Raw genomic sequence first — 25,796 nt, forward strand, 5'->3', positions numbered from 1 at the left:
GATCGCGGCTATACAAACGGGGTACGCTTTTCGTATCTGACAGACACCGCTGACGAGAACGATGGAAAGTCGGCAAGATTTGCCCGGACTCTGCGTGATGAGCTGCGCTTTCTGCCAGGTATTGGAACTGCTGATTCAAAGCAGGCGGTAAGCCTGAGTTTGCGGCAATTCATGGTCACACCTGAAGATATTACGGTTGAAGATCCGCAGTTCGACGACATTCCCTATGCCGGCCACCTGTCGCTCAGCGGCACACTATGGAGCTGGAACGCCGATACGATTACCGGCTTTGGTGCTCACATTGGTGTTATTGGGCCCGAAAGCGGTGCCGAGTCGGTTCAGAAATGGGTGCACAAAGCCACGGGAAGCGACAAGCCGCAAGGGTGGGGGAATCAGCTTGGAACCGATGTGGTGGGTGGCATACAGGCTGCGCATGGCCGAAAACTCCTGCAAGCCGGGCAGGGCGGCAACATTGAACAGCGTGTGTCGGTGATCGGATCCGGACTACTGTCGAGTTTTCGAACCTCCGCTAAAACCGGGTTGGTCTGGCAGCTTGGCAGACACCTTCCTATAAATTTTGTGCCGGACTACGCTGGTACCTCCTCAACCATCGCTTTGCCGGGCTCGTTCAAGGATTCAGGCAGTAGCTGGTCCGTGTATGTGGGACTGGGCGTGGAATATGTAGGTTATTCTTACATCGATGACAATGCCGGGGCTTACCGTTTCGACGAAGGGCCGCTGATCGGCCAGCTCGGTCTGGGCGCTACCTGGCAGTGGGATCACCTTCTGGCCGCGGTCACATTGCGTGCCTCGACCAGCGAAGACGAGCGCCATAAAGACAACTTCAGCTTTGGGACGTTGTCAGTTTCTTGGGCAATATAGAGAGGTCGGTTTTGACCGTTGCTTACGGGATGTGGTGGCGCTTGTTCCCGCTGTTAAACAAAAGCGAACATTCGAGTTTATCTTAATAATTCGATAGAAACGCGTAAACCGCTACAGGACTTAGTCGAAAAGCTGATTTTACCTTCATAGCGAGTCACTATATCTCGAACGATAGCAAGGCCGAGACCGTGCCCAGGTGTTTGCTCATCTAGCCGCAGACCCCTTTGGCCCAAACTGGCTAAATCCTTGTGATTAACCCCTGGGCCATCATCAGCAACAACTATTCGCTTGAAGCCGCTGCCTTGTTCCACAGATAGCTCTACGCATCTCGAAGACCATTTGCCAGCATTGTCGAGTAAGTTGCCCAATACTTCATTTAGATCATGTTCTTCTATCGGCCATCGGCTGTCTTCAGGCAGAGAACTCGATAGTTCAAACGACTTTTCCGGATATAAACGACCGAGCATCCACAAAAGATCCCGTGCCTGTTTTATGGGGTAGGCGCTTTTTCCAATCTGGGGCCCTGCAAAACGGCTTCGACGCATTTCAGCTTCTAATTGCCTGTCGATATCGCTTAGTCGCTCCACCATCTGGCGCCTTAGATTGGTGTCGAGAGGACGTGTGTCGTCTTCCAGTATCTGCCGGACGGCTGCGATGGGGGTTTTGACGCTATGAGACAGGTTTGCGAGAGCGTCCCTGGAGCGCTCCAGTCGCTGATCTAAGGAGTCCAGCAACTGATTTAGTTGAAGAACCAGCGGGTGGAACTCCTCTGGCGACTGAACGTTGATTCGGGAGATCTCTCCGTCCTGGAGTCTTTTTAATGCGGCTTTGAGTGTGACAACCGGTCGCATGGACATCGTGATTCCGAACCAGAGCACGGCGACCAAGAGCATAATCAACAGAACTGATACTACGGCGGTCCAGGCATGAAGTGCAGCTTGGCTGCGTTTCAGCGCACCCAGATCTTCAGAAACGATTACGACGATGGGTGTTTCACCGACCTGAAAAGACTTTCGGTAGGCGAGGATGTCTAAGGGAGTATCAGTGGTTTCGGCATCTTCTACGCGAACGGTTCCGTCTTCTTCGTTTTCAATCAGAGGCGTTAACAAGGGCTCCCAAGTATCGGGTGAAATGATGGTCTGTTCGGGTGTATGTATGGCAAAGGCATGATGAAAAACATCCTGGAAATAATCGCCCGTCTGGAGAGTGTCAACTTCACCATTCGCGTCGCGAATCTGGTGCTCAAGGAAAACGACTTCATCTTTCAGTCGGCGTTCAACGAATTCCCGAGACATTCGGTCGAGCAGCAAGCCATGGACCAACCACGCCACCCCCATTAGACCAATTCCGGCGGGCAGTAACAGCGCAAGCAAGGTTCCTTTTACGGACGCAGGCTTTTTAAGGAATCGCATTAAAAATGTACCCCTGGCCGCGTCGTGTTGAGATGGTTTCGCTGCCCACTAGCTTCCTTAACCTCCGAATATACGCCTCAATGACGTTTTCGCTCGGGCTATCATTCAAGTTGTAAAGCTGTTCCATTAGTTGTTCTTTGGAAAAGACGTGGCCAGGGCGGCTCATCAAACAACGTAGCAGCCGGAATTCGGTGCCGGTAAGTGTATGTTCCACGCCGTCGTCCATCTTGAGACTCTGGCGGTTTTCGTCCAGTTCAAAGCGGCCGGCTTTAACCTGAGCATGGACCCTTCCTTCACTTCGACGCACGAGTGCGTTGAGGCGTGCGATTAGCTCTTCTGTCTGAAAAGGTTTTGCCAGGTAATCGTCTGCCCCGGCTTTTAAGCCGTTAACCTTATCCTGCCAATCGCCTCTCGCGGTCAGAATCAAGACCGGACAGCTGACGTGATTCGTTCGCCACTTTCTCAATACGTCCAGCCCGTTGCCATCAGGTAGACCCAGGTCCAGAACAACAGCACGGTAATCCTCTTGCTCACCCAGAACGACGGCTTCTCGGGCACTGGGAGTTGTATCAACGCTGAAACCTGCTTTTCCCAACTGCCTGACCAGACCCTCAGCAAGCAAGCGGTCATCTTCGACGAGCAGTAAACGCATGAGTTTTTCCTTCTATGTATGGTCCGCGGTCGAAAGTGTGACTGATTAACCTGAATTCAGCCTGAACGGAAAATAGTTCGAGTTTTTCAGAAAGAATTCAGGTTAGTGAGAGAAGGTAACAACCGATTCTAGACATTGCTCAAGATTGGGGCTCAATCCTGCAGTGTTTTTCGAGCAATATTTTACAGAGGATAAAAAGATGAATGCATCAAAACTATTCGTAGCGGGTATGGCGCTTTCAATGTCGGCAACAGCGTTTGCGGCTGGCGCCCATGATGGTGGCCACGGGCACGGCGCTACAAGCGGTGAACCTGGCAAAGCGTCGGAGGCCAGCCGAACCGTAACTGTCGAGATGTACGACAACTACTACGAACCCGAAGAAATCAGTGTAAAGCCGGGTGAAACCGTTCGCTTCGTGGTGGAGAACAAGGGAAACCTCGTCCATGAGTTCAATGTTGGCACTCCCGACATGCACGAAGCTCATCAAGAGGAAATGATGATGATGGTTGAGCATGGCGTCATCCAGGGCGGCAAGCTGAACCACGACATGATGAATATGGATATGGGGAATGGCCATTCCATGAAGCATGACGACCCGAACAGCGTGTTGCTGGAACCGGGCCAAAGTAAAGAAGTGGTATGGAAGTTCTCTGATAAAGGCAATATCGAATTTGCCTGCAACGTGCCGGGCCACTATCAGGCCGGGATGTACGGTGAGGTCAATTTCGAGTAACTCGCTTAACTGAGGTCCGCGAGCGCGGGGCTGAGACACGTTTCTCGGCCCGGCTTCAATGACGTGTAGTTCGGAGCAACACAGATGAAACCACGCTTTTTGACAGGGCTTTTGAGCCTGCTGATGCCAGCCATGGTTCTGGCCGGCGAATACGACCTTACGGTCGACCGGGTAAAAATTGATACCGGCGATTTTGTGAAGGAAGGCATTGGATACAACGGCGCATCTCCGGGACCGGTAATGCGTTTCAAGGAAGGCGAGAACGTCCGGATCAACGTGACCAACAACCTGGATGAGATGACGTCCATTCACTGGCATGGTTTGATCCTTCCTTTTGATCAGGACGGCGTGCCCGGAATCAGCTTCCCAGGTATCAAACCGGGTGAAACCTTCACCTACGAATTCCCAATCCAACAGGCGGGCACCTACTGGTTCCACAGCCATTCAGGCTTCCAGGAGCCAGATGGCGCTTATGGTTCTATTGTTATTGAGCCTGAAGGTCGTGAGCCGTTTCGCTACGATCGGGAATACGTGGTGCAGCTCACCGACAAACACCCCCATTCCGGTGACCGCATCATGCGCAACCTGAAAATGATGCCGGATTACTACAACCGCGAGCAGCAAACCGTTGGCGAGTTTTTCTCGGACGTTTCAAAAAATGGTCTGATGAACACCGTCAGTGACCGTATGGCCTGGGGTGGTATGCGGATGATGAAGGCGGACGTTGAGGACTTGCAGGGCTTTACGGGCCTGATCAACGGCAAAGGGCCGGACCAAAACTGGACGGGACTCTTTGAACCAGGCGAGCGCATTCGGTTGCGTTTTATCAATTCCTCGGCCATGACCTACTTCGACATCCGGATTCCAGGTCTGGACATGACTGTTGTGCAGGCTGATGGCAACAACGTTCAGCCGGTTAGTGTGGATGAATTCCGGATTGGTGTGGCGGAAACCTACGATGTGATCGTCCGACCGAAAGATGAGCAGGCCTACACCATATTTGCCGAATCCATGGGGCGTTCGGGCTATGCCAGAGCGACACTGGCCCCAGAAGAGGGCATGGAAGCAGCCGTCCCGCAACTGCGTGAACCGGCCCGCCTGACCATGGCCGACATGAGCGGTATGCATGGCATGGACCATGGCAGCATGGCCGGAATGGATCATGGCGACATGGATATGAGCAGCTCAGAAGGGATGGGCGGAATGGACCATTCTTCGATGGAGGGAATGGATCACTCGAATATGCAAGGAATGGATCATTCCGACATGGAAGGCATGGATCACGGTTCCATGGCGATGGGTAAAAAAGAAGGTCCAAGCGATCCCTTCTACGCCAAGGGTAGTGGCCTCGTACCTACCGCAGCCAATGGCGGTAAGTTCTTGTCCTACGCTGACCTGAAGGCTCAGGACCCGTTGTATGAAGACCGCGAACCGACCCGGGAAATTGAGCTTCGTTTGACCGGCAATATGGAGCGGTATACCTGGAGCATTAATGGCGTCAAGTACGAAGACGCAGACCCAATTCGTCTCAAATACGGTGAGCGAGTTCGCTTCAAATTCGTGAACGAGACCATGATGACTCACCCCATGCACCTGCACGGTATGTGGTCCATTCTCGATGTTGGTGCAGACCAATGGAACCCGATCAAGCACACGGTCAGTGTGCAGCCAGGCACCACGGTTTACATGGAAACCGAGGTCGACGAGCCCGGTCAGTGGGCGTTCCACTGTCACCTGTCCTATCACGCGGCCGCTGGTATGTTCCGCAAGGTCATTGTTGAAGGTGGGCCAGAGTCGACGCAGGCCAAAACAGACGTGATTGCCAAAGATGGAGGTGAGGTATGAGCTGTATTCGATCAATTGTCGCAGTCAGCTTCCTTGCCTCTATTGGTGTTTCAACGGCGGTGACAGCTCAGGAAATGATCTCAGACACGACCGCTCGAAAACAGCCGCTCACAACCTGGGGTGTTCAATTCGAGGAATTTGAGTACCGCTACAGCGACGATGACGAGGAGCTGGGCGTCTGGAATGCGGATGCCTTCTATGGCACCGACGACTTTAAAGTCCGGCTGCTCACAACCGGGGAGTACGAGATAGAGGAGCAGGCCTACGAAACGCTGGAAAACCAGCTGGTCGGCCAGATCCCTATCTCCAAATTCTTCGACGCCAAAGCGGGCGTGCGTTTCGATACGCCCGAAGGGCCGGACCGTACGTATGCGGTTCTCGGTGTGGCCGGGCTGGCGCCCCAATGGTTTGAGATCGATGCAAATCTGTATGTCAGCAAGGATGGCGATACGTCAGCCGAACTGGACGCTGAGTACGAATTGCTGTTCACCAACTACTGGATTTTGGCGGCAACGCTGGATGCCTCAGTAGCGTTCAGTGAGGATGAAGAGATCGGCGTCGGCAAGGGATTAGTTTCCACCGAAACCGGCCTCCGGCTCAGCTACGACCTGATCGACCGTGCGTTCTCACCCTACGTGGGTGTGGTGCACGAGCGTAAGTATGGCGATAGCGCCGACCTGGCCGAGGCGGACGGCGGTGGCACAGAAGACTGGTTTGCCGTGATCGGCGCTCGAATCGCATTCTGATGCTGATGGGCCATGGGGAAACCCACGGCCCTTTTTCGTCTATGATTTGATGTAACTCAAATCCACCGAAAGTCTGTGTCCATTTTCAGCCGCAGTTCAGATTGAAGTGTTTTGATACAGGGAGAAGTCATCAGGAAGAGAGGTGTCACCCCATGACCAAAGCACACAAAGCAACCAATCAGGAGCAGTTTTTGTTGCGCCGAAAAATGGCCGTCGAGGGGCTTGGAGAGGATCAGTGGGATGGGCTCATCCACGATCTTAATCGCCACCCCTGCGTTGATTTCGCCGAGCGTAAGCCAAATGGCACATTGCAGGTGACGTACGACGGAACCCACTGGTCCGTCGATGAATTACTGGAACTGATCAAGGCTTACGGTGGCCAATTGAAAACCGGATGGTGGACCCGGCGCAAATTGGCTTGGTACCGGGTTACCGACGACAACGTCCGGGCAAATGCCAAGCATGAGCCGTTCTGCTGTTCCAAGATTCCACCCATGAAAAAATAACAGGAGGTTGAATGAACAGGGAGGAAGATCGAACTACCCGCTACCAGGAGGGCAGTCTCACTTTACCAGGGACAGTCATGCTGGGTACCGGCGTCATGATTGGCGCCGGTATTTTTGCTCTGACCGGGCAGATGGCGCAGATGACCGGCGTTCTTTTCCCGCTGGCCTTTCTCGCGGCGGCCTTGATTGTCGGCTTCAGCGCGTATTCCTATATCAAGATTTCCAACGCCTACCCGTCGGCCGGGGGCATTGGCATGTACTTGCATAAAGCCTATGGAAACCGGCTGCCAACGGCATTCAACGCCCTGTTGATGTACTTTTCCATGGTGATCGCCCAGAGCTTCCTGGCCCGGACATTCGGCTCCTACACCATGCAACTTTTCGGCGGGGATGACAGTGGCCGCATGGTGCCCATTCTTGGCGTCTCACTGATTCTGGCCGCGTTTCTGATCAATCTTCTGGGTAACCGGATGATTCAAGGGGTGGCGTCTTTCATAGGCATTCTTAAGATCGGCGGGATACTGATTTTCGGTCTGGTCGGGATCTGGATTGCCGACTCAGTCTCAGTTGATTTTTCGGAGCCCGGTGAAGCCGGAACGCTGGGCAACTTCTTGGGCGCGACCGCGTTGGGCATTCTAGCGTTCAAAGGCTTTACGACCATTACCAACAGTGGTTCGGAAGTCATCGACCCGAAGCGAAATGTCGGCCGTGCCATCGTTATCTCCATTGCCGCCTGTGTGGTGATCTACACGCTGGTGGGATTTGCGGTCGCCAGCAATCTATCTCTGGCTGAAATTATCGAAACGCAGGATTACTCTCTCGCCGCTGCTGCACGTCCCGCTCTCGGCGAATACGGCGTCTGGTTTACTGTTGCGATTGCCATGATGGCCACGGCGGGAGGAATTCTGGCCAGTGTATTTGCTGTGTCCCGCATGTTGGCCATGCTGACGGAGATGAAGCTCGTACCACATCGGCATTTTGGCATGCCCGGCAGCATCCAGAAACACACACTGGTGTATACCGTTGTCCTGGGGCTGATCCTCACCGCCTTCTTTGATCTGTCACGAATTGCCGCGCTGGGTATCGTGTTTTACCTGATTATGGACATTGCCATTCACTGGGGTGTACTGCGCTATCTTCGCAAAGACATCAAGGCCAACACCTGGGTGCCAACTACAGCCATCTTGTTGGATCTTTTGGCTCTGGGCGGCTTTGTCTGGGTAAAACTGAATACGGACCCGTTCGTCATTGGCGTGGCAGTGGTCACCATGATTGTGCTTGCAGTCTCCGAGCAGATTTTCCTGAAAAGATCGCCGGAATCCGCGCAAGCGAAACAGGAAGAGAGTCACGCGCATCGTCACCATTAACCAGAATCAGGAAGAGAGGCTATTGCCATGATGGGAGATAACATGTTCGGGAACACCATGTGGGCAGGCCACTGGCTGTGGATGCTGGTGATTGCCATTGTGGTCGTCATTCCGGCCTGGCGTATTTGCCAGCGCACGGGGTATCCGGGGTGGATGGGTGTACTGATACTGATCCCTATCGTCAATCTGGTTCTGCTGTATTTCATTGCATTTGCAGACTGGCCCGCCGATAAAACAGGAGATCAGAATGGCTGAGCACCATCACGCCCATGACCACGATCACCACGCCGATAAAGAACCTGGCGGGCACACCGCCAAGGATCCGGTTTGCGGCATGGCAGTCGATCCGCATACCGCGGAACACCGCAGCCAGCATGGCGGTAAAACCTGGTACTTCTGCTCGTCGCGTTGCCAGTCCAAATTCGACGAGGACCCTGAGCAGTACCTCGATTGGGAAAAGAAACAGCAAGAGCCGGTAGCGCCGGGCACTATGTATACCTGTCCCATGCACCCCGAGATTCGGCAGCAAGGGCCAGGGGACTGCCCAATCTGCGGCATGGCCCTAGAGCCCGAGCAGGTAAGCCTGGACGACGGGCCTTCGGAAGAACTCAAAGACATGACCCGCCGATTCTGGATCGGCCTGGTGCTGGCCCTGCCTGTACTGGTACTGGAGATGGGTGGGCACCTCACCGGACTCGATCACATTATAGCCCCGCAGATGTCCAACTGGATTCAACTGGTGCTGGCAACGCCTGTGGTGCTCTGGTGCGGTTGGCCCTTCTTCGTCCGGGGTTGGAAATCCGTGGTTAGCCGTAACTTGAACATGTTTACGCTCATTGCCATTGGTACCGGCGTCGCGCTGATCTACAGTCTGGTGGCGACCCTGGCGCCGCAGATCTTCCCAGGCGCCTTCCGGCAGGAAGACGGGTCGGTCGCCGTCTACTTCGAGGCGGCTGCTGTCATCGTGGTGCTGGTGCTGCTGGGGCAGGTGCTGGAATTGCGCGCCAGAGAGAAAACCTCTGGTGCCATCAAGGCCCTGCTGGATCTGGCACCGGCGACGGCCAGAAAACTGGACGACGATGGCAGCGAATCCGATGTGTCGCTTGATCAGGTCAAGGTGGGCGACCGCCTGCGGGTGCGCCCCGGTGACAAGGTGCCGCTGGACGGCGAGGTGCTTGAAGGCAGCTCCAACGTGGATGAGTCCATGGTGACCGGCGAGCCCCTGGCGGTCAGCAAGAAATCCGGCGACCAGGTGATCGGCGGCAGCATAAACCAGCAGGGCAGCTTCATCATGCGGGCCGACAAAGTTGGCCGCGATACCATGCTGTCCCAGATTGTCCAGATGGTGGCCAGCGCCCAGCGTAGCCGCGCACCGATCCAGGGGCTGGCTGACAAGGTAGCAGGCTGGTTTGTGCCGGCAGTTATTGTGATTGCTATTGTCGCCTTTATTGCTTGGTCCTTCTTTGGACCCGCACCGCCTATGGCGTTCGGGCTGATTGCAGCGGTCAGTGTTCTGATCATTGCCTGCCCTTGCGCACTTGGCTTGGCGACGCCCATGTCCATCATGGTGGGTGTCGGACGCGGTGCTCAAAGTGGCGTTCTGATTCGCGATGCGGAAGCCTTGGAGCGTATGGAGAAGGTGGACACCGTGGTGGTGGATAAAACCGGCACGCTGACAGAGGGCAAGCCGCAAGTCACCCGGCTTGTCGCGGCCAACGGGTTCGATGACAGTAGTCTCATGCGTTATGCAGGCGGCCTGGAGAAAGGCAGTGAGCACCCACTGGCTCACGCCATACTCGATAAAGCCAAGGGCATGGACCTGAAGCTTCCGGATGCGGAAGACTTTGACTCTCCGAATGGTAAAGGGGTTACCGGTCGAATAGACGGCAAGCGGGTGCTACTTGGTAACCGCCTTCTCATGGAGTCGGAAAATGTTGACACCACGCGATTTGACGGCGACGCCGACCAGCTCCGAAAAGATGGTGCTACCGTGATTTTTGCTGCTGTCGACGGAAACGTCGCAGGGTTGCTGGCGATTGCCGATCCGATCAAGGAAACCACCGAAGCCGCTATTTCCGCGCTGCAAAAAGACGGCATCCGGGTGGTCATGCTGACCGGCGATAACCGCACTTCAGCTGAAGCAGTTGCCCGAAAACTGCATATCGACGAAGTGGAAGCGGAAGTCCTGCCGGAAGATAAGGGCAAGATCGTCCAGCGCCTGAAAGACGAAGGCCGTGTTGTCGTGATGGCGGGTGACGGCGTAAACGATGCGCCTGCACTGGCAACGGCGGATGTCGGTGTGGCCATGGGCACCGGGACCGATGTCGCCATCGAAAGCGCCGGCATTACGCTGCTACGCGGCGACCTGATGGGCATTGTCGAGGCGCGCCGTTTGTCTCTGGCGACCATGCGCAATATCCGTCAGAACCTGTTTTTCGCCTTCGTTTACAACTCCGCCGGTGTTCCGATAGCGGCAGGGGTTTTGTACCCGTTTTTCGGGATACTGCTGTCGCCCATTTTTGCAGCGGCCGCCATGTCGCTGTCCTCGGTCAGCGTGATCGTGAATGCGCTGCGTTTGAGGGTGGTGAAACTCGGGTCAAAGCAATGAACTTCTGAATCATTGGAGGTAGCTATGTCATACACGATCGATCAAGTTATCAAAGATGTCGATTTCGAGGACGTGGACAGAAGAGCGCGTCAGGCCCTCACTGATCACGGCTTCGGTGTGCTGACAGAAATTGATGTCAAAGCCACCATGAAGAAAAAGCTGGACAAGGATATGTTGGCCTATCGGATTCTCGGGGCCTGCAATCCTGGCATGGCCTGGGAAGCCATCGGTGTGGAGCCTCGCGTGGGTGCCATGCTGCCTTGCAACGTTATTCTTCGTGAGGTTTCGGAGGGCATTGAGGTAAGTGCAGTGGATCCATTGGCTTCCATGAGCGCCATCGATAATGACGAGCTCAAGCAGGTTGCCGGGAAGGTCAGAGATATGCTCTCTGAGGTTGTGGAATCGATCTGAAGCCGGTAGAGGCGTCGATTTGCTGCAGTGCCTGCGGTTTGCAATGGATTAGCGAATTAGCCAGGCGAGCGCATAGCCCAACTGAACACTGGAAATGCAAATAGGACTCCTCATTTGACGACGGGATACCTATTTGATGTCAGTCATATTATGGAGAAGAAAAAAGGAAAAAAGATATGGATATAAAGACTTTTGGACAACTGATCGACTGGACGCGCGATCTGCACTCACATCTGGCGAGCTGTCTGTCCCATTGCGCAACAAAGCACGAGGAAGAACGGGTCCGTGCGCTTTTGGATTATCTGGCAGCTCATGAATCGGAAATAGAGCGGATCGTGAACGAGTTTGAGCACCAAGGGGATAAGAAGGCACTGGAAACTCGGGTGTACGACTACCTGTCCCATAATCCGATCAAAACTCATCGAACCTGCGACGAGCCTTACGCGAAGCTTGATTTTGATGGTATCTGCCGGGAAGTGTTCGACTTTCATGATCAGATTATTGATCTCTACAAAACGCTGATTGGAAAAGCCGAAATTCCAGAAGCAAAAGAGCTGTTCGAATCTCTTTTGGCGATGGAGGAAAATGAGTCGATGAGACTGGCTCGTCAGGTTGGCCGAATGCAGGATCTATGAGATCCGAGCACTTTTGCTGACGGCTTAATCCCTTTGAATGTTTCCAATTGAGGCTCACCTTCACACCTCAAAGACGGGCGCAAAGCCACCTCCCGGCGTTCGAAAGTTGGTGGCCTGGCCCTGGTACACACGGGCAGCGGCAAGCAGATGTTGCCCGGCATAGGTGTACAAACGGATATCGACCTTTCTGGTGGTGACCGTGCCATCCACTCTCAGGGTGCGTTCTCCGGCGGGAACGAAGTTCTGCGCGATGTAATCACCCTTCAGGATCTCTTCGAAAACGCGGCGGGTTAGTTTTTCGCCCCGATAGACGCCCTTGCTGCCATGGCCCGCTACCGGTTTGAAAAACAGTTTACGCCGGTTGCTCCACAACTCCGCCTCATCACTTGCTGAAACCAGCCGGGTCTTCGGTACAGCTCTATCCAGAAATCCTGCCTCGGTTTCACTCAGGCCCCAGTCGCGCAGGGTTTGGGCATCAGATAGCAGGATCAGGTTCCGTTTGTCGGCCATCAGCGCATGGGCGCGTGGATTGGGCGTGACGACCGCCGCGCCGTCGAGGTAGGCTCGCCTCAGCGCCCCAAGAGCCGGGGCCTCCAAGGCAAAATCCACCAGGCGGTTGTACACCATGTCAATAGGCTTGCCGTGGGCGCTCAGGGCACCATCAACATACTCAAGCTCCGATGGGTCGAGGATCAAGGTCTCTATGCCTCTGGCCTGGAATAACTGCTGGGCCAGTTGGAATTCCGGGAACATAAACTGGGATTCTGGGGCATCGTCCACAATGGCCAGGCAACCGGGCGTCGAGTCGCCACCTTGCCGTTGCCACTCCTGCTGGAACATGGCAAACACCGCGTCCTCGAACCCATCCAGTGCACGGTTGGTGCCAGCGGTCTGCTGGGACGGGTCACAGCATCGGTGTTGAGCCCGGGCCAATACCGTGTTCAGAAATGCGCCGCCGGCGTTGGTGTTGATTTCGATCAGCTGAGGTCCGTTTTCGCCCAGGTGAAAGTCGTAGCCCATGAAGGCCCCGATGGGGCCTGGGTCAAAACCGGCGATGTCCGGCGCCCAGGACAGAGCTCTTTCCTTATAGGGCGGAAGCTCGGCTGCGAATTCGATCGCCTGAACAATCCGTTTCATCGTCGCGATGTCCGCTTGGGGAACGAAAACCGGTGTGTTTGAAAAGAGATGAAGGAGTTCAGGAGTGGTCGGCAGCTCGTTCCCAATGCCTGAAAACTGCTTCCGGAGGCTGTCAGTGAGCGCTTTTCGGTCAAGAGTGATGCAGTAACACTGCCGGTTGAGCTGGTCGGCGTGGGTTTTGGTTGTTCGCTGGTTTTTCTGGGGCACGTCTTGCATTGGGTGTCCATGGTCATTGTGAATCGTTCCACCTTGATTCTGGTCAAACGGATGCATGTTTCGCAACTGTTTTCAGGCCTGTTTCAGCGTGGTGTGATGGACTGCCAAGTAATGACCATGCCTGTTCGGGATCTTGCTTACCGGGCGAGGAAATCTTACTGAAACCCTCTGACCAAAAAGGGCACGCTATGAAACATTCGTTGCGCAAGAAGTGGATTGCTGGAATTACGGCCAGTGTCGCTATGAGTTTTTCGCTGATGGTGGCCGCAGACACGAACCGGGCATTTGTTCCCATGGGCACGGCGGGTGCCGTCGGCGTTATTGATCTGGAAAACCGCAAGGTGACTTCGTCCATTGGCGGCACACTGAATACCCACGGTTCGGCACTGACCCCGGATGGCCGGCATCTGGTGGTGGGTAGTTTGTCGGCGCATGATCGTCAGGAGCCGGTTAGTCGCCCCGAAGGCGTTTCAGAAGATGAACACGCCGCTCATCATGGGGGCGGGAAGTCTACTGAATTGGAAGCAGGGAGTACCGGGCTGCTCTATTTGGTGAACACGGCCACAAAGACGATTGACCGCAAACTGGAAGTGCCGGGGCCTGTGCACCATGTGCTGGTGACTTCCAACGGTCGCTATGCCGTTTCCACGCATCCTGCCCGTGGCAGTATCAGCGTTGTGGATCTGGATTCCGGTCAGTTGGTCAAAACTGTGGCGACGGGGCCGGCCCCCAACTATCTGGTGCAAACCGACGACGGCCAATCCCTTCTGGTCAGCAATACCGGTAATGGCACGGTCAGCGAAGTGGATACCGAGCACTGGTTCGTCGAGCGCAATTTGCGAGTTGGCGGCAACCCAGAGCATATGGTGCTTGCCCCCGGCAACCAGCGGCTCTACGTGAATGATGCTGCATCCGGCCAGGTTCTTGTCCTTGAGCTTGCCAAAGGCGCGGTGGCGAACCGGTACGAGGTTGGGGAGGCGCCCCATGGCGTTGGCTTGAGCGCAGATGGCCAGACCCTCTATGCCACCAGCCAGGGCGGCAACCAAGTGGTCCGGATTGAGCTAGCCAGCGGCGCCCGCCACACCAGGCCGCTGGCTCCTGCGCCCTATCATCTTGCGGTCTCTCCCTACGATGGCCAGCTACTGGTGACCAGTCGGGCAGAGAACAAGCTTTGGGTGCTCGACCCGGAATCCCTCGATGTGGTTGATGAGATCGCGCTGAGCGGCATAGGCCATCAGATATCCCTTGAGGCCCATTAGTACCCTGTTCTGACACTGGCTTTTTCGCAAAGGAACCGCTCATGGATCGACGCTTTAAAATTACCTTGGCAATGTTTGCCGTTATCGCACTGGTTTTACTCTGGGGAGAACACAAGGTTCATCTGCTTGGCGCCTTGCCCTGGCTGATACTGCTTGCTTGTCCGCTGATCCATATTTTTATGCACGGAGGGCACGGAGGGCATGGAGGACATAACCACCAGGCAGAGCAACCGGGAAAGAGTGGAGAGCAGCGTGATGACTGATGGTGCATCGGATTATGGCCTTTGGAGCCTAGTGGTGCTGAATTCGGCGATTTTCATATTCTTCGCCTTCAGTTTTTTCAAACCGCAGACCCGCCGGGACTGGCGTTCGTTTGGTGCCTTCAGCGCGTTTCTGGTGGCACTGTTCACCGAGATGTACGGGTTCCCGCTGACGCTCTACTTCCTCTCCGGCTGGCTGCAGAGCCAGTATCCCGACGTGAACTGGTTGGCTCACGACAGTGGCCACTTGCTGGAAATGCTGTTTGGTTGGAAGGGTTCCCCACACTTTGGGCCGTTTCATCTCTTGAGCACAGTGTTTATTGGCCTCGGGTTTTATCTGATTGCGGCTGGCTGGCGTACCCTGTATGCCGCGCAAAAGGCAGGGCAGTTGGCCACAACCGGCCTGTATGCCCACGTTCGCCACCCTCAGTATTCCGGCTTCGTGCTCATCATGTTCGGTTTTCTGCTGCAGTGGCCAACGCTGCTGACGCTGGCCATGTTCCCGGTGCTGGTGTGGATGTACTCGCGCCTGTCTATTCACGAGGAGCGTGAAACAGAAAAAGCGTTCGGCTCCGATTGGCGGGCCTATGCAGCCAGAACTCCCCGTTTTATTCCGCGATTGAGGAATTTGAGGCGCAAGGAAATCGAGGAACAAGAATGATGCATGGGGCAACTATCTCAGTAGGCGTTCTTACAGTCGCACTAATCAGCGGCTGCGGTAAGCAGACGGTGGATGACCGCTGGTACACACAGGCTGAGGTCGAGCGCGGCGCAGTGGTGTTCGACGACAACTGCGGAAGCTGCCATGGCGGCAATGCCCAAGGCGCTTTCAATTGGAAAAAGACTCTGAAGGATGGCTCTTACCCGCCGCCACCGCTCAACGGAACAGGTCATGCCTGGCACCATTCCTTCGACACGCTGATGGGTACAATTAGTCAAGGTGGCGCCCCCATGGGTGGGAAAATGCCGGCCTTCGCAGACGAGCTCTCCAGGGACGATCAAAAAGCCGCTATCGCCTATTTCCAGAGCAAATGGGACAAGCGGATCTATGAGGCATGGTCTGAAAGGAGTGGGCTCTGATTTCTCTGGGTAATCAGACGATTAACTCAAGGAGGCAGCGTATGAAATGCTTATGGGTGGTGGCTTTTCTAAGTGTTTTTCCGGGCAGTGCGCTGGGTGGTGCGCCCTCGGCGGAATCATTGATTGAGGGGATGGAGGCCACCCTGTGGTCGGACAGCAACCACGGCCGTTTCACCATGCGTATCGAAACCGAATACTGGACCTGGGAACCGGACCTGGAGGCCTGGATGGTTCGGCAGGTTTAAGATGGAATTATAGCGAGTTAATGCCGGTAGTCACATGGACAGGCACAGGGGTAATTCCTCTTGCACAATGGGTTTTCTTGCCACCGATAACGGGCCTGATTGTCAAATGGATGTTTCTTGGGTGGTTGACTCTGAGAGCCAAATGAAGAGGCATCGTGGAAGTGAAGTAAATTACTTTCTGTATTTTCAATATTTAATAAATAGTCGACTGTCGTTCTAAGAGACAGTCGACTACTGGTTATTCTCTAACACGCTGGATTTATTTAAGTATGATTGTGGTGTGTGTTTCTGACTGATATTTTTTGCTGCTTATTGACATTGGACCCGTTCATTGATTTTTGAGATTGCATTTCTTTCATGCAGGTCATCATTCTGGTTTTTGCGTCGGCTGTTTTGTTCGGGTAAGTGCGCGCTTCATTAATTCGATCGGCCAATCCTGAATTGGCAGTGGCCATTGTAGAAAATAAAGTGGCAGCTGCGGCAGCGATAATGATTTTTTTCATGATGCTCTCCTTAATTACCTTAAACCGTTCAAGAAATTCAGTTCAGTTTCAGTTTTCTGTGATTTACTTGAGCGTGATCAGGACGTCGACTGCTCGAAGCCCGAGCCAGCCGACGCTTGCGTCTCCACGAGTTGACTTTGCCGCAGGAATTACCCTGCGGTATTTTTTTGCCTTTGTTTCAGAGCGTTGTGATAAGCCCGGCCTTCTTCCGTCATCATTTGCACGCGAGCCTCAAAGCCCCCTTCGGACATCGCATTACGTGTCATGTCTCTGTGCAAGCGCTGCATCTCTTCATTCTTAAGTATTTCTTCAATGGATGATTTGTCCATCATTTGGCTGTGCATGGCCCTCATGTCCTTATTGTCTGACATGTTGCCGGCGAGTACGGACGTTGAAACAGTAACTGCTGCTGCAAATATAAGTAAATTTTTCATTCTTACACCTCCTAGTTGGTTGGTGAGATAATTAAAGCATCGGTTTCTGAATTGATCCTGAAAGAAATAAGAAAATCTAAAATAAAGTAATTTTTTTCAGGAATAACAGTATCTTGATATAAATCAAATTGTGCATTTTCGTTCTGCAATTCAGTTTGGTTTCAGATAATTGCTATAAGATTGCGAGTCAGAAACATTTCAATGGAGATATAACGTTGTCCATTCTTCCTCACCTTATAAAGCCGGCCTTTCTCGGTGCTCTGGTTTTGACCAGTTTGCCCGCTTGGACGGCAACCAGACTTGAGTTAACCGGCGCGATTGATGCGGCCATCGAGAACGATCCGTGGCTGCGTCAGAGTGTGCAGATGCAAGATGCTCTGTTGGAAGAAGCTGTTGCCGATGGGGCACTCCCGGACCCCCGGATGACGCTTGGTGCCGCGAATTTGCCCACGGATACTTTCGATACCGGACAGGAGGCAATGACTCAGGCCACCATTGGATTTACCCAGCGAATTCCGCGAGGTGATAGCCGTCAGCTGGCCAGTGAAAAAAAGCAGGAAATGGCAGGCGTTCAGCCTTTTCGGCGCGAGAACCGCCGGGCGCAGGTCATGGAATCGGTAGCGCATCTCTGGCTTGAGGTCTGGCGAACCCAGCAAAGCATCGAACTGATTGAAGATAATCGTGCTCTGTTTCAACAGTTAGAGGATGTCGCAGAGGCTGGGTATACCTCAGCAAGCATGGGTTCCAGGCAACAGGATGTTATCCGTGCCTCGCTGGAACTGACGCGACTTGAGGACCGGCTGACGGTGCTGCATTCGCAACAGGCATCGAACCGCGCGGAGCTGGCAGAGTGGATAGGCCCGGACCAGGCCAAGCTGGCTGTCAGTAAAGATGTACCCAACGAGTTGCTGAGAGTGTTTCCTCTGGGCTGGGCTGAAACATCCGCAGAGGCACTGATCCGTCATCCGTCAATCCGCGCGACTGATCAGCTGATTGATGCCCAGAGTGTTGACGTTGACCTGGCTCGCCAGGCCTACAAGCCGGAATGGTCAGTATCTGCACAATATGGATACAGGGAGCGGGCACCAAACGGTCAGGACAGGGCCGACCTGTTTTCTGTAGGCATTGGCTTTGATCTCCCGATCTTTACAGGCAACCGGCAGGATCGAAAACTGAATGCATCAGTGGCGCGACTGGAGGCGGCAAAAACAGAACGTATTTTGCAGATCCGGGGACTTCAGGCCAAAGCCCGTGCGGCCGTGGCCCGGATCGAACGACTGGATGACCGCATAGAGCTCTATGAACAGACCCTGCTGCCGCAAATGGAGGCGCAGGCAAGCGCAGCATTGACTGCTTACAACAACGATGACGGCGACTTCGCCGAAGCGGTACGAGCGCGAATTGCAGAGCTTAATACCCAGGTTGAATTGATACAGATGATGGCCGAGCGGGCCAAGAATCTGGCGAGTTTCCGTTATCTGACGTCCGACACTTCCGACATACCTTCCTTTTCACTGAATCGTTACCAGGACTGACCATCATGGCTAATTTTGCTCGCCCTTTGGGCTTTGTATTGCTCGGCGGCCTCGCCGGTGCAGGGGCCACGTACTGGCTTGACACTGACGCGACTTCGACGCCTGCAGCTGAAATGGCCGCTTCTGGCCCAAAGGAGCCGCTGTATTGGGTAGCCCCGATGGACCCCAATTTCAAAAGTGACAAACCCGGAAAATCCCCGATGGGGATGGATCTGATCCCCGTATACGAGGAGGGTGGGTCAGCTGAGGATCCAGCCGGCACGGTCCGAATTTCACCAACGGTCGTCAACAACCTTGGGGTTCGAACGGAGCCGGTGATTCAGGGGCGCCTGCCTAACAACATTACTACCGTAGGCTACGTGCAGTACAACGAAGACGAGATGGCCCACGTGCACCCTCGTGTTGAAGGCTGGATCGAAGCGCTTTATGTCAAAGCCGAGGGCGAGCCTGTTGAGCAAGGCAAGCCTTTGTACACGCTGTACTCGCCCACCCTTGTGAATGCGCAGGAAGAACTGCTTCTCGCGATGAACCGTGGCAATCAGAGACTGGTTGATGCTGCTACCGAGCGATTGTTGGCGCTGAACGTACCGGCTAGTCTGATCAGCCAACTGCGCCAGAAGCGCGAAGTCCAGAGAACCATGACGGTTTACGCTCCGGGTTCCGGGGTGATCGAGAATCTGAATGTTCGTGAGGGTATGTTCATCAAGCCCGGAAACCGGGTTTTATCGATTGCCGCACTGGATGAGGTCTGGGTGATCGGCGAAGTGTTTGAAAGCCAGCTTTCCGCCGTAGAGGCTGGTAATCGGGTGCAGATGACGCTGGATTACATGCCCGGTCGCGAGTGGCGCGGAAACGTGGATTACGTCTACCCCGAAGTGAACCCGAAAACCCGGACGGCGCAAGTGCGGATGCGCTTTGATAACGATGATGGTGTTCTGATGCCAGGCATGTTCGCTCGCCTGGATGTTCAGGGCGAACGGGGACAGCGGCAGTTTCTGGTGCCACGGGAGTCGGTCATCCGCACCGGACAGAGCGATCGACTGGTTCTGTCGATGGAAGAGGGCGCCTTCAAGTCGGTTAACGTGAACGTTGGGCGCGTCGGCGACAAGTATGCGGAAATACTCAATGGCCTCTCGCCAGGCGACACGGTGGTCACATCCGCCCAGTTCCTAATCGATTCGGAATCCAGCAAAACCTCGGACTTCCAACGGATGTCATCGCCTCAGGATATGGATGAGCAGGGGATGGATCATGAAGGCATGGATCACAGCACCATGAGCCATGGCGGAGGCGAGTCATGATTGCCGCTATTATTCACTGGTCTATTCGTAACCGCTTCCTGGTGTTGCTGGCGACGTTGCTTATCACAGGGCTCGGCCTTTATTCGCTGAAACAAACGCCGGTGGATGCTCTGCCGGATCTGTCCGATGTGCAGGTCATTATCAAAACCAGTTTCCCAGGCCAGGCGCCGCAGGTGGTGGAAGACCAAGTGACCTACCCGATGACGACAGCCATGCTCTCGGTACCGGGCGCGAAAACGGTCAGGGGATACTCGTTCTTCGGTGACTCCTATGTTTACGTGATCTTCGATGAAGACACCGACATGTACTGGGCCCGCTCCCGGGTACTGGAATACCTGTCCCAGGTTGCGCCCAGCCTTCCAGACTCTGCAAGGCCTCAGCTCGGGCCAGACGCTACCGGAGTTGGCTGGGTTTACCTGTATGCGCTGGTAGACCGCACTGGGAACCAGGACCTAAGCCAGTTGCGCAGCCTGCAGGACTGGTTCCTGAAGTACGAACTGCAAACGGTGCCGGGTGTCTCTGAGGTGGCTGCGCTAGGCGGTATGGTGAAGCAGTACCAGGTCAAGGTCAGCCCGGAAAAACTCAGGGCGCTGGGAATTCCTCTGGCTCACATCCAGAACGCCATCAAGAGAGGCAACCAGGAAGTGGGCGCCTCCGTCATCGAGATGGCCGAGGCGGAATACATGGTGCGCACGTCTGGCTATATAAAATCCCGTGAGGATCTTCTGTCGATTCCATTAGGACTCGATGACAACGGTACCCCCATATTGCTGAAAGATGTGGCCACCGTTGAAGTTGGCCCGCAGATGCGGCGTGGGGTTGCCGAACTGAATGGGGAAGGTGAAACCGTCGGCGGTGTTGTGGTGATGCGCTTTGGTGAGAACGCTCAGGCAACCATTAATGGCGTGAAGGCGAAACTGGAAGACCTGAAATCCAGTTTGCCTGAAGGCGTCGAGGTGGTGACGGTTTACGATCGCTCTGGTCTGATTGAGCGGGCGGTCAATAATCTCGGCTTCAAGCTGCTTGAAGAGTTTCTGGTGGTGGGCCTGGTGTGCATCGTCTTCCTGTTCCACATGCGCTCGTCGCTGGTGGCGATTCTCAGCCTTCCCGTGGGTATTCTGGCGGCCTTTATCGTCATGCACTGGCAAGGCATCAATGCCAACATCATGTCACTCGGGGGGATTGCCATCGCTATCGGCGCCATGATTGATGGTGCTATTGTAATGATCGAGAACATGCACAAACACATGGAGCGAACCCCGTTAACGTCTGAGAACCGATGGGAAGTCGTTGCACGGTCAGCCTCTGAGGTCGGGCCCGCGCTGTTTTTCTCGCTCCTGATCATTACCGTCAGTTTTGTGCCGGTGTTTGCCCTGGAGGCGCAGGAAGGGCGGATGTTTTCTCCCCTGGCGTTCACCAAAACCTACGCCATGGCGGCGAGTGCGGCCCTGGCGGTGACGCTGGTGCCGGTGCTGATGGGCTATTTCATTCGCGGCAAGGTGCTGCCGGAGCACAAGAACCCCGTGAACCGCCTGCTGGTTGGCGTTTATATGCCGGTGCTGAAGCTGGTGTTACGCTTCCCGAAAACGACGGTTATTGTTGCGTTGCTGGCATTGGCTGTGGGCCTTTGGCCAGCCACCAAAATCGGCAGTGAATTCATCCCGCCACTGGATGAAGGCGACCTGATGTACATGCCCACCACCTACCCGGGCATCTCCATTGGTAAGGCTCGGGAACTGTTGCAGCAAACGGACAAGCTGATTGCCACCGTACCCGAAGTCGAAACCGTGTTCGGCAAAGTGGGGCGGGCGGATACCGCTACCGATCCGGCTCCATTGACGATGATCGAGACCTTCATCCGGCTCAAGCCGAGGGATCAATGGCGGGAAGGCATGACCACCGAAAAGCTGAAGCAGGAGCTCAATACTCTGATTCGGTTCCCGGGGGTAACCAATGCCTGGGTTATGCCGATCATCACGCGCATCGATATGCTGGCAACGGGTATTAAAACGCCGGTGGGCATCAAGATTGCCGGTCCGGACCTTACCGTCATCCAGAACATCGGTAAACGCCTTGAGGAAGTCATGGTCGACATCCCCGGTACAGCCTCCGTTTACTCTGAGCGAGTCGCTGGGGGCCGCTACATCAAGGTGGATATTGATCGTGAGCGTGCCGCTCGTTATGGGCTGAATATCGCTGATGTTCAGCAGGTAGTGGCCTCCGCTATTGGTGGAATCAACGTTTCCAGAACCATCGAGGGACTTGAGCGGTATCCCATTAATCTTCGTTATCCGGAAGACTACCGGGATTCGCCCGAGAAGCTGGAGCAACTGCCCATCGTGACCGCATCCGGCCAGCGCATTGCCCTGGCAGATGTGGCGGAGATCGGCGTGGAGGATGGCCCGCCGGCCATTAAGAGTGAGAATGCCCGCCTGAACGGCTGGACCTTTGTGGATATTGAGGGTGTCGACGTAGGCACCTATGTTGAACAGGCCATGGTTACCGTGAGTGAAGAGCTGGATCTACCTCCCGGTTATTCAATCAACTGGTCTGGTCAGTATGAGTACATGCTCCGTGCGAAGGAAAAACTGACCTATGTGGTGCCGTTAACGCTGGCCATCATCGTCATCCTGCTGTTTCTTAACTTCCGCCGTTTTGCCGAAGTGGGGATTATTATGGGCACGCTACCGTTTGCGATGATCGGTGCTATCTGGCTGATGTATCTGCTTGGTTATAATTTTTCGGTAGCCGTCGGTGTCGGTTTCATTGCGCTGGCCGGCGTTGCGGTAGAGATTGGGGTGATCATGCTGGTGTATTTGAATCAGGCTTATAACGCAATGCTGGAAACGTGTGATGACAAAGGGCTGACGCCAAGGCGAGAAACCCTCCGCCATGCCGTACTACACGGTGCCGGTATGCGGGTTCGGCCAATCATGATGACGGCGGCCGCCATTATCGGGGGGCTTGTGCCCATTATGATTGGCACCGGTACAGGGTCGGAGGTGATGGGCCGGATTGCGGCACCTATGGTGGGCGGTATGATTTCCGCTGTCATTCTGGCGCTGCTGGTGATTCCTGTGCTCTTTTATCTCTGGAAACAGCGAACTCTTGGTGAGTAACGCCGATAGCAAGGTGCCAGGATTCAGCCTGGCACCTTGCTATCACGTCTTTACCGGTTATCACGATCATTCGCAGGGTGCCTACCCGTCTACTGCGCATATTCCAAAATCTATTTGCCTGAACGTTCGCTTTGCGACCAGGTTGGCCAGCAGAGAACGATTTTCTGAGCCATACTTAAAGGCCCTTACCCTCCGAAGAGGGCCGCGTCATGACATTTCCTATCAGCAAAGCTCCCTGGAACAAGGGGAAGCTCGTTGGACAAAAGCTACCACTCAAACTCGAACAAATATGGGCTATCCGTATTCGGTTAGAGATTGCAAAAAACATCCGCGAGCTGGCGATGTTCAACATGGCGATTGATTGCAAACTCCGATCTTGCGATATGATTAAGCTTTTGGTTCGAGATATTTCCAGAAACGGAGAGGTTCTGGATCGGGCGCAAGTCATTCAGCAGAAAACCAGTCAACCTGTTCAGTTTGAGATAACCAAAAAGACTCGCGAATCGGTCGAAGCGTGGATCGAATTTCGCGGACTCTCGGGTATGGATTATTTGTGGCCGAGCCGGATGAGAAAGTTTGACCACATCACTACTCATCAATACGCTCGTATCGTCAAGAAGTGGATAACCAGCATCGGACTCGATTCTTCCGTCTATGCCACTCACTCAATGAGACGGAGCAAGGCAACATTGATCTACAAGAAGACCAAAAATCTTCGAGCAGTCCAGTTGCTATTGGGACACACACCCCCTCTGGCAGGATAGTTGGCACTACTTAATTTTTAACCAGTTGGGCGGTTCAGGTGTTGATAGTGCCTCGTTATTCCGATGAACGTAAAGCCGCAGTGCTGGCGAAGTTGTCGCCGCCCCACAGTATGACCGTAGCCGCTCTGGCGCGGGAAGAAGGCATTTCGGATCAAACCCTTTACAATTGGCGGACACAAGCCAGAGATGAAGGACGCCCGGTGCCCGGTTCCAAAGCCAAGTCAGACCAGTGGTCAGCAGAAGCAAAGCTGGCAACCGTGATTGAGACAGCCGCGCTGTCCGAAGAAGAACTCAGCCAGTATTGCCGGGAGAAAGGGCTTTACCCTGAGCAAGTCCGGCGCTGGAAAGAAGAGTCCCTGCAAGGCTTCCAGCGCAGTGCCGAGCGGGAAAAGCAACTGCGCAAGAAGAGTCAGGCAGACCAGAAACAGATCAAGAAACTGGAGCGGGAATTACGCCATAAGGAAAAGGCTCTGGCCGAAACTGCTGCACTACTGGTGCTGCGAAAAAAGCTGGATGCGCTCTGGGAGAACGACAACGGGGACGACTGACCCCGATCCCTGAGCGCAGGATAACGATTGACCTGATCCAGGAAGCCAAGAGCGCTGGCGCCCGATTATTCCGGGCCTGTGGTGAAGCCGGCATTGGCTTGCGCACCTATCGGCGCTGGTTCCGTGAAGGCGCGGTGCAGTCGGATAAGCGCCCGGAAGCGGTACGCCCCAGTCCTGCAAACGGGCTCAGTGAAGAGGAGCGACAGAGGATCCTGTCGACCTGCAACTCGGCCCGTTACGAGAGTCTTCCGCCGTCTCAAATCGTACCATCGCTGATGGACGAGGGGCTGTACCTCGCCTCTGAGTCGTCGTTTTACCGGATACTGAAAGCTCACAACCAGTTGAACCATCGGGGGCAAAGCCTCGCGCCCCAGCGCTCCCGGGAAGCGACCACACACCATGCCTCCGGGCCTAGTGTTCCGTCTGGTTAATTCCTAAGCGGAAGTGCGCTATAATTCGAGCTATTATTTACGAGCTCGGAGACTCTGTTTTGGCCCGGAAACCAGCACCCTTTAATCTTACGGTAAACGATCAACTGGAGCTGGAAAGCTGGCTGCGAACAAGCACGCTGAGTCAGAATCTTGTTCTGCGAGCACGAATCGTTTTGGCCCTGAATGCCGGTGAATCACCCAAAGTCGTTGCGGAGCAACTGGGAACCACGACGGCCACGGTATTTAAGTGGCGTAATCGTTACACCGAACAGGGCCTGAGCGGTCTTCGGGATGCACCAAGACCTGGACAACCCAGAAAGCTGGATCAGAAAAAGGTTAAAGCAATTCTTGATGACACGGTCAAAAAGGTGCCCAAGGAATCTACCCACTGGAGCATCCGGTTGATGGCCGAATATGCCGGTGTCAGTCGCTGGCAAGTGCATCAGATCTGGAAAGCCGCTGACCTGAAACCGCACCGGCTGAAAACCTTCAAAATAAGCAATGATCCGGACTTTGCTGAGAAGGTTTTCGATGTCGTTGGCCTGTACCTGAATCCGCCGGATAACGCGCTGGTGCTGTCGGTTGACGAAAAAACGCAGATCCAGGCACTGGATCGCACTCAACCAAAGCTGCAACTGAAACCCGGCCAGATCGAGCGCCGTACCCACGATTACAAGAGGCACGGGACGACCAGCTTATACGCGGCTCTGAATATCCTGAACGGCGAAGTGATTGGGCGCATTACACAACGCCACCGCGCCAAAGAGTTTCTCGACTTTCTGCGACAAATTGATCGAGAAACACCGAAAGAGCAGGACCTTCACCTGATTCTGGACAACAGCTCGACTCACAAAACACCAGAAGTGAAAGCCTGGCTGGAAAAACATCCCCGATTCAAGCTTCACTTTACGCCAACCAGCGCCTCTTGGCTGAATGCCGTGGAGGGCTGGTTTGGTCAACTGGAACGCCGTGCTTTGTACCGTGGCATTTTTACCAGTGTCGGCGAACTGAAGAAGGCGATTCGTCGCTTTATCCAAACTCACAATGAGAAACTGGCAAAGCCGTTCCGCTGGCACAAGAGTGCAGAATCGATTATGACTTCAGTGGCGCGAGCAAAGCTGAGTGTTATTGACAATAAATAAACGGATTACCCGGACGGGACACTAG

General features: G+C 54.5%; 25 protein-coding genes and 1 pseudogene. 21 read left to right on the forward strand and 5 right to left on the reverse strand.

The window, feature by feature from the left end:
• A partial coding sequence (locus B9Q17_RS16165) for a lipid A deacylase LpxR family protein (RefSeq protein ID WP_094625990.1) occupies positions 1–882 on the forward strand: 882 nt, incomplete at its 5' end.
• 77 nt (positions 883–959) lie between these two features.
• Here the strand turns inward: B9Q17_RS16165 and B9Q17_RS16170 are convergent.
• Complete coding sequence (locus B9Q17_RS16170; protein WP_094625991.1) at positions 960–2,294, reverse strand: ATP-binding protein; 1,335 nt, start codon at positions 2,292–2,294, stop codon at positions 960–962.
• Positions 2,281–2,946 (reverse strand): response regulator transcription factor, encoded by a 666-nt coding sequence (locus tag B9Q17_RS16175; protein ID WP_022990681.1) that lies wholly within the window; start codon positions 2,944–2,946, stop codon positions 2,281–2,283. Before B9Q17_RS16175 ends, B9Q17_RS16170 begins: the two co-directional genes overlap by 14 nt.
• A 199-nt stretch (positions 2,947–3,145) precedes the next feature.
• Here B9Q17_RS16175 and B9Q17_RS16180 point away from each other — a divergent pair, with 199 nt between their 5' ends.
• The 9 genes from B9Q17_RS16180 (at position 3,146) to B9Q17_RS16220 (ending at position 11,797) form a co-directional block, all read left to right on the forward strand.
• The gene (locus B9Q17_RS16180) at positions 3,146–3,679 is read left to right on the forward strand and encodes a cupredoxin domain-containing protein (RefSeq protein WP_058340739.1); all 534 of its coding nucleotides are present in this window, start codon (positions 3,146–3,148) and stop codon (positions 3,677–3,679) included.
• A gap of 84 nt (positions 3,680–3,763) precedes the next feature.
• On the forward strand, positions 3,764–5,524 hold the full coding sequence (locus B9Q17_RS16185; RefSeq protein ID WP_094625992.1) for a copper resistance system multicopper oxidase: 1,761 nt from the start codon (positions 3,764–3,766) through the stop codon (positions 5,522–5,524).
• Positions 5,521–6,270 (forward strand): copper resistance protein B, encoded by a 750-nt coding sequence (locus B9Q17_RS16190; protein ID WP_058340741.1) that lies wholly within the window; start codon positions 5,521–5,523, stop codon positions 6,268–6,270. The genes B9Q17_RS16185 and B9Q17_RS16190 overlap by 4 nt, the downstream gene beginning before the upstream one ends.
• Positions 6,271–6,422: 152 nt before the next feature.
• Entirely contained in the window at positions 6,423–6,776 is a 354-nt protein-coding gene (locus tag B9Q17_RS16195; RefSeq protein WP_094625993.1) for a hypothetical protein, read from the forward strand.
• Positions 6,777–6,787: 11 nt separating this feature from the next.
• Positions 6,788–8,143 carry an APC family permease gene (locus B9Q17_RS16200; RefSeq protein ID WP_094625994.1) on the forward strand — a complete coding sequence of 452 codons (1,356 nt, stop codon included), beginning with the start codon at positions 6,788–6,790 and terminating at the stop codon, positions 8,141–8,143.
• A 27-nt stretch (positions 8,144–8,170) separates the two neighbouring features.
• Positions 8,171–8,398: a DUF805 domain-containing protein gene (locus tag B9Q17_RS16205; RefSeq protein ID WP_022990675.1), complete on the forward strand. Its 228-nt coding sequence runs from the start codon at positions 8,171–8,173 to the stop codon at positions 8,396–8,398.
• Positions 8,391–10,751, forward strand: coding sequence for a heavy metal translocating P-type ATPase (locus tag B9Q17_RS16210; protein WP_094625995.1), 2,361 nt, complete (start codon positions 8,391–8,393; stop codon positions 10,749–10,751). The genes B9Q17_RS16205 and B9Q17_RS16210 overlap by 8 nt, the downstream gene beginning before the upstream one ends.
• Positions 10,752–10,775: 24 nt before the next feature.
• Complete coding sequence (locus B9Q17_RS16215) at positions 10,776–11,162, forward strand: DUF302 domain-containing protein (RefSeq protein WP_058092337.1); 387 nt, start codon at positions 10,776–10,778, stop codon at positions 11,160–11,162.
• Positions 11,163–11,338: 176 nt separating this feature from the next.
• Positions 11,339–11,797: an ATPase gene (locus tag B9Q17_RS16220; protein ID WP_094625996.1), complete on the forward strand. Its 459-nt coding sequence runs from the start codon at positions 11,339–11,341 to the stop codon at positions 11,795–11,797.
• Between the two features lie 60 nt (positions 11,798–11,857).
• Here B9Q17_RS16220 and B9Q17_RS16225 read toward each other — a convergent pair whose 3' ends face one another.
• On the reverse strand, positions 11,858–13,207 hold the full coding sequence (locus B9Q17_RS16225) for an ATP-grasp domain-containing protein (protein WP_244177415.1): 1,350 nt from the start codon (positions 13,205–13,207) through the stop codon (positions 11,858–11,860).
• Between the two features lie 131 nt (positions 13,208–13,338).
• On the opposite strand from B9Q17_RS16225, the gene B9Q17_RS16230 reads away from it, so the two are divergent.
• From B9Q17_RS16230 to B9Q17_RS16250, 5 genes are read left to right on the forward strand one after another with little or no spacing between them, the layout of a single operon-like run.
• Complete coding sequence (locus B9Q17_RS16230) at positions 13,339–14,409, forward strand: YncE family protein (protein ID WP_094625998.1); 1,071 nt, start codon at positions 13,339–13,341, stop codon at positions 14,407–14,409.
• Positions 14,410–14,450: 41 nt separating this feature from the next.
• The gene (locus B9Q17_RS16235; RefSeq protein ID WP_061331757.1) at positions 14,451–14,672 is read left to right on the forward strand and encodes a DUF2933 domain-containing protein; all 222 of its coding nucleotides are present in this window, start codon (positions 14,451–14,453) and stop codon (positions 14,670–14,672) included.
• Entirely contained in the window at positions 14,665–15,330 is a 666-nt protein-coding gene (locus tag B9Q17_RS16240) for an isoprenylcysteine carboxylmethyltransferase family protein (RefSeq protein ID WP_094625999.1), read from the forward strand. Before B9Q17_RS16235 ends, B9Q17_RS16240 begins: the two co-directional genes overlap by 8 nt.
• Positions 15,327–15,749: a c-type cytochrome gene (locus B9Q17_RS16245; protein WP_244177416.1), complete on the forward strand. Its 423-nt coding sequence runs from the start codon at positions 15,327–15,329 to the stop codon at positions 15,747–15,749. The genes B9Q17_RS16240 and B9Q17_RS16245 overlap by 4 nt, the downstream gene beginning before the upstream one ends.
• Before the next feature lie 41 nt (positions 15,750–15,790).
• Positions 15,791–15,994: a hypothetical protein gene (locus B9Q17_RS16250; protein ID WP_022990665.1), complete on the forward strand. Its 204-nt coding sequence runs from the start codon at positions 15,791–15,793 to the stop codon at positions 15,992–15,994.
• Positions 15,995–16,257: 263 nt separating this feature from the next.
• Here the strand turns inward: B9Q17_RS16250 and B9Q17_RS16255 are convergent, their stop codons facing one another.
• Positions 16,258–16,497: a hypothetical protein gene (locus tag B9Q17_RS16255; protein ID WP_022990664.1), complete on the reverse strand. Its 240-nt coding sequence runs from the start codon at positions 16,495–16,497 to the stop codon at positions 16,258–16,260.
• 149 nt (positions 16,498–16,646) lie between these two features.
• On the reverse strand, positions 16,647–16,931 hold the full coding sequence (locus B9Q17_RS16260; RefSeq protein WP_064226812.1) for a hypothetical protein: 285 nt from the start codon (positions 16,929–16,931) through the stop codon (positions 16,647–16,649).
• Positions 16,932–17,146: 215 nt separating this feature from the next.
• Here B9Q17_RS16260 and B9Q17_RS16265 point away from each other — a divergent pair, with 215 nt between their 5' ends.
• From B9Q17_RS16265 to B9Q17_RS16295, 6 genes and pseudogenes are all read left to right on the forward strand, one after another.
• Complete coding sequence (locus tag B9Q17_RS16265; protein ID WP_094626006.1) at positions 17,147–18,466, forward strand: TolC family protein; 1,320 nt, start codon at positions 17,147–17,149, stop codon at positions 18,464–18,466.
• Positions 18,467–18,471: 5 nt separating this feature from the next.
• Positions 18,472–19,767, forward strand: a complete 1,296-nt coding sequence (locus tag B9Q17_RS16270) for an efflux RND transporter periplasmic adaptor subunit (protein ID WP_094626000.1) — start codon at positions 18,472–18,474, stop codon at positions 19,765–19,767.
• Entirely contained in the window at positions 19,764–22,886 is a 3,123-nt protein-coding gene (locus B9Q17_RS16275) for an efflux RND transporter permease subunit (RefSeq protein ID WP_094626001.1), read from the forward strand. Before B9Q17_RS16270 ends, B9Q17_RS16275 begins: the two co-directional genes overlap by 4 nt.
• A 209-nt stretch (positions 22,887–23,095) precedes the next feature.
• Positions 23,096–23,650, forward strand: coding sequence for a tyrosine-type recombinase/integrase (locus B9Q17_RS16280; protein ID WP_094626002.1), 555 nt, complete (start codon positions 23,096–23,098; stop codon positions 23,648–23,650).
• Positions 23,651–23,697: 47 nt separating this feature from the next.
• Positions 23,698–24,614 (forward strand): annotated as a pseudogene (locus B9Q17_RS18430) (transposase); the annotation flags it as partial.
• Positions 24,615–24,688: 74 nt separating this feature from the next.
• On the forward strand, positions 24,689–25,771 hold the full coding sequence (locus tag B9Q17_RS16295; protein ID WP_094625391.1) for an IS630 family transposase: 1,083 nt from the start codon (positions 24,689–24,691) through the stop codon (positions 25,769–25,771).
• Positions 25,772–25,796 lie beyond the last annotated feature (25 nt).

The sequence above is a fragment of the Marinobacter vinifirmus genome (assembly GCF_002258215.1).
Lineage (GTDB): Bacteria > Pseudomonadota > Gammaproteobacteria > Pseudomonadales > Oleiphilaceae > Marinobacter > Marinobacter vinifirmus.

Excerpts from the sequence above, each read along its gene's own strand:
- B9Q17_RS16280 (WP_094626002.1), top strand. The coding sequence starts at position 23,096 with ATGACATTTCCTATCAGCAAAGCTCCCTGGAACAAGGGGAAGCTCGTT.
- B9Q17_RS16220 (WP_094625996.1), top strand. The coding sequence starts at position 11,339 with ATGGATATAAAGACTTTTGGACAACTGATCGACTGGACGCGCGATCTG.
- B9Q17_RS16270 (WP_094626000.1), top strand. The coding sequence starts at position 18,472 with ATGGCTAATTTTGCTCGCCCTTTGGGCTTTGTATTGCTCGGCGGCCTC.
- B9Q17_RS16185 (WP_094625992.1), top strand. The coding sequence starts at position 3,764 with ATGAAACCACGCTTTTTGACAGGGCTTTTGAGCCTGCTGATGCCAGCC.
- B9Q17_RS16225 (WP_244177415.1), bottom strand. The coding sequence starts at position 13,207 with ATGCATCCGTTTGACCAGAATCAAGGTGGAACGATTCACAATGACCAT.
- B9Q17_RS16170 (WP_094625991.1), bottom strand. The coding sequence starts at position 2,294 with ATGCGATTCCTTAAAAAGCCTGCGTCCGTAAAAGGAACCTTGCTTGCG.
- B9Q17_RS16260 (WP_064226812.1), bottom strand. The coding sequence starts at position 16,931 with ATGAAAAATTTACTTATATTTGCAGCAGCAGTTACTGTTTCAACGTCC.
- B9Q17_RS16245 (WP_244177416.1), top strand. The coding sequence starts at position 15,327 with ATGATGCATGGGGCAACTATCTCAGTAGGCGTTCTTACAGTCGCACTA.
- B9Q17_RS16235 (WP_061331757.1), top strand. The coding sequence starts at position 14,451 with ATGGATCGACGCTTTAAAATTACCTTGGCAATGTTTGCCGTTATCGCA.
- B9Q17_RS16195 (WP_094625993.1), top strand. The coding sequence starts at position 6,423 with ATGACCAAAGCACACAAAGCAACCAATCAGGAGCAGTTTTTGTTGCGC.
- B9Q17_RS16180 (WP_058340739.1), top strand. The coding sequence starts at position 3,146 with ATGAATGCATCAAAACTATTCGTAGCGGGTATGGCGCTTTCAATGTCG.
- B9Q17_RS16255 (WP_022990664.1), bottom strand. The coding sequence starts at position 16,497 with ATGAAAAAAATCATTATCGCTGCCGCAGCTGCCACTTTATTTTCTACA.
- B9Q17_RS16215 (WP_058092337.1), top strand. The coding sequence starts at position 10,776 with ATGTCATACACGATCGATCAAGTTATCAAAGATGTCGATTTCGAGGAC.
- B9Q17_RS16240 (WP_094625999.1), top strand. The coding sequence starts at position 14,665 with ATGACTGATGGTGCATCGGATTATGGCCTTTGGAGCCTAGTGGTGCTG.
- B9Q17_RS16175 (WP_022990681.1), bottom strand. The coding sequence starts at position 2,946 with ATGCGTTTACTGCTCGTCGAAGATGACCGCTTGCTTGCTGAGGGTCTG.
- B9Q17_RS16250 (WP_022990665.1), top strand. The coding sequence starts at position 15,791 with ATGAAATGCTTATGGGTGGTGGCTTTTCTAAGTGTTTTTCCGGGCAGT.
- B9Q17_RS16200 (WP_094625994.1), top strand. The coding sequence starts at position 6,788 with ATGAACAGGGAGGAAGATCGAACTACCCGCTACCAGGAGGGCAGTCTC.
- B9Q17_RS16210 (WP_094625995.1), top strand. The coding sequence starts at position 8,391 with ATGGCTGAGCACCATCACGCCCATGACCACGATCACCACGCCGATAAA.
- B9Q17_RS16190 (WP_058340741.1), top strand. The coding sequence starts at position 5,521 with ATGAGCTGTATTCGATCAATTGTCGCAGTCAGCTTCCTTGCCTCTATT.
- B9Q17_RS16275 (WP_094626001.1), top strand. The coding sequence starts at position 19,764 with ATGATTGCCGCTATTATTCACTGGTCTATTCGTAACCGCTTCCTGGTG.
- B9Q17_RS16205 (WP_022990675.1), top strand. The coding sequence starts at position 8,171 with ATGATGGGAGATAACATGTTCGGGAACACCATGTGGGCAGGCCACTGG.
- B9Q17_RS16230 (WP_094625998.1), top strand. The coding sequence starts at position 13,339 with ATGAAACATTCGTTGCGCAAGAAGTGGATTGCTGGAATTACGGCCAGT.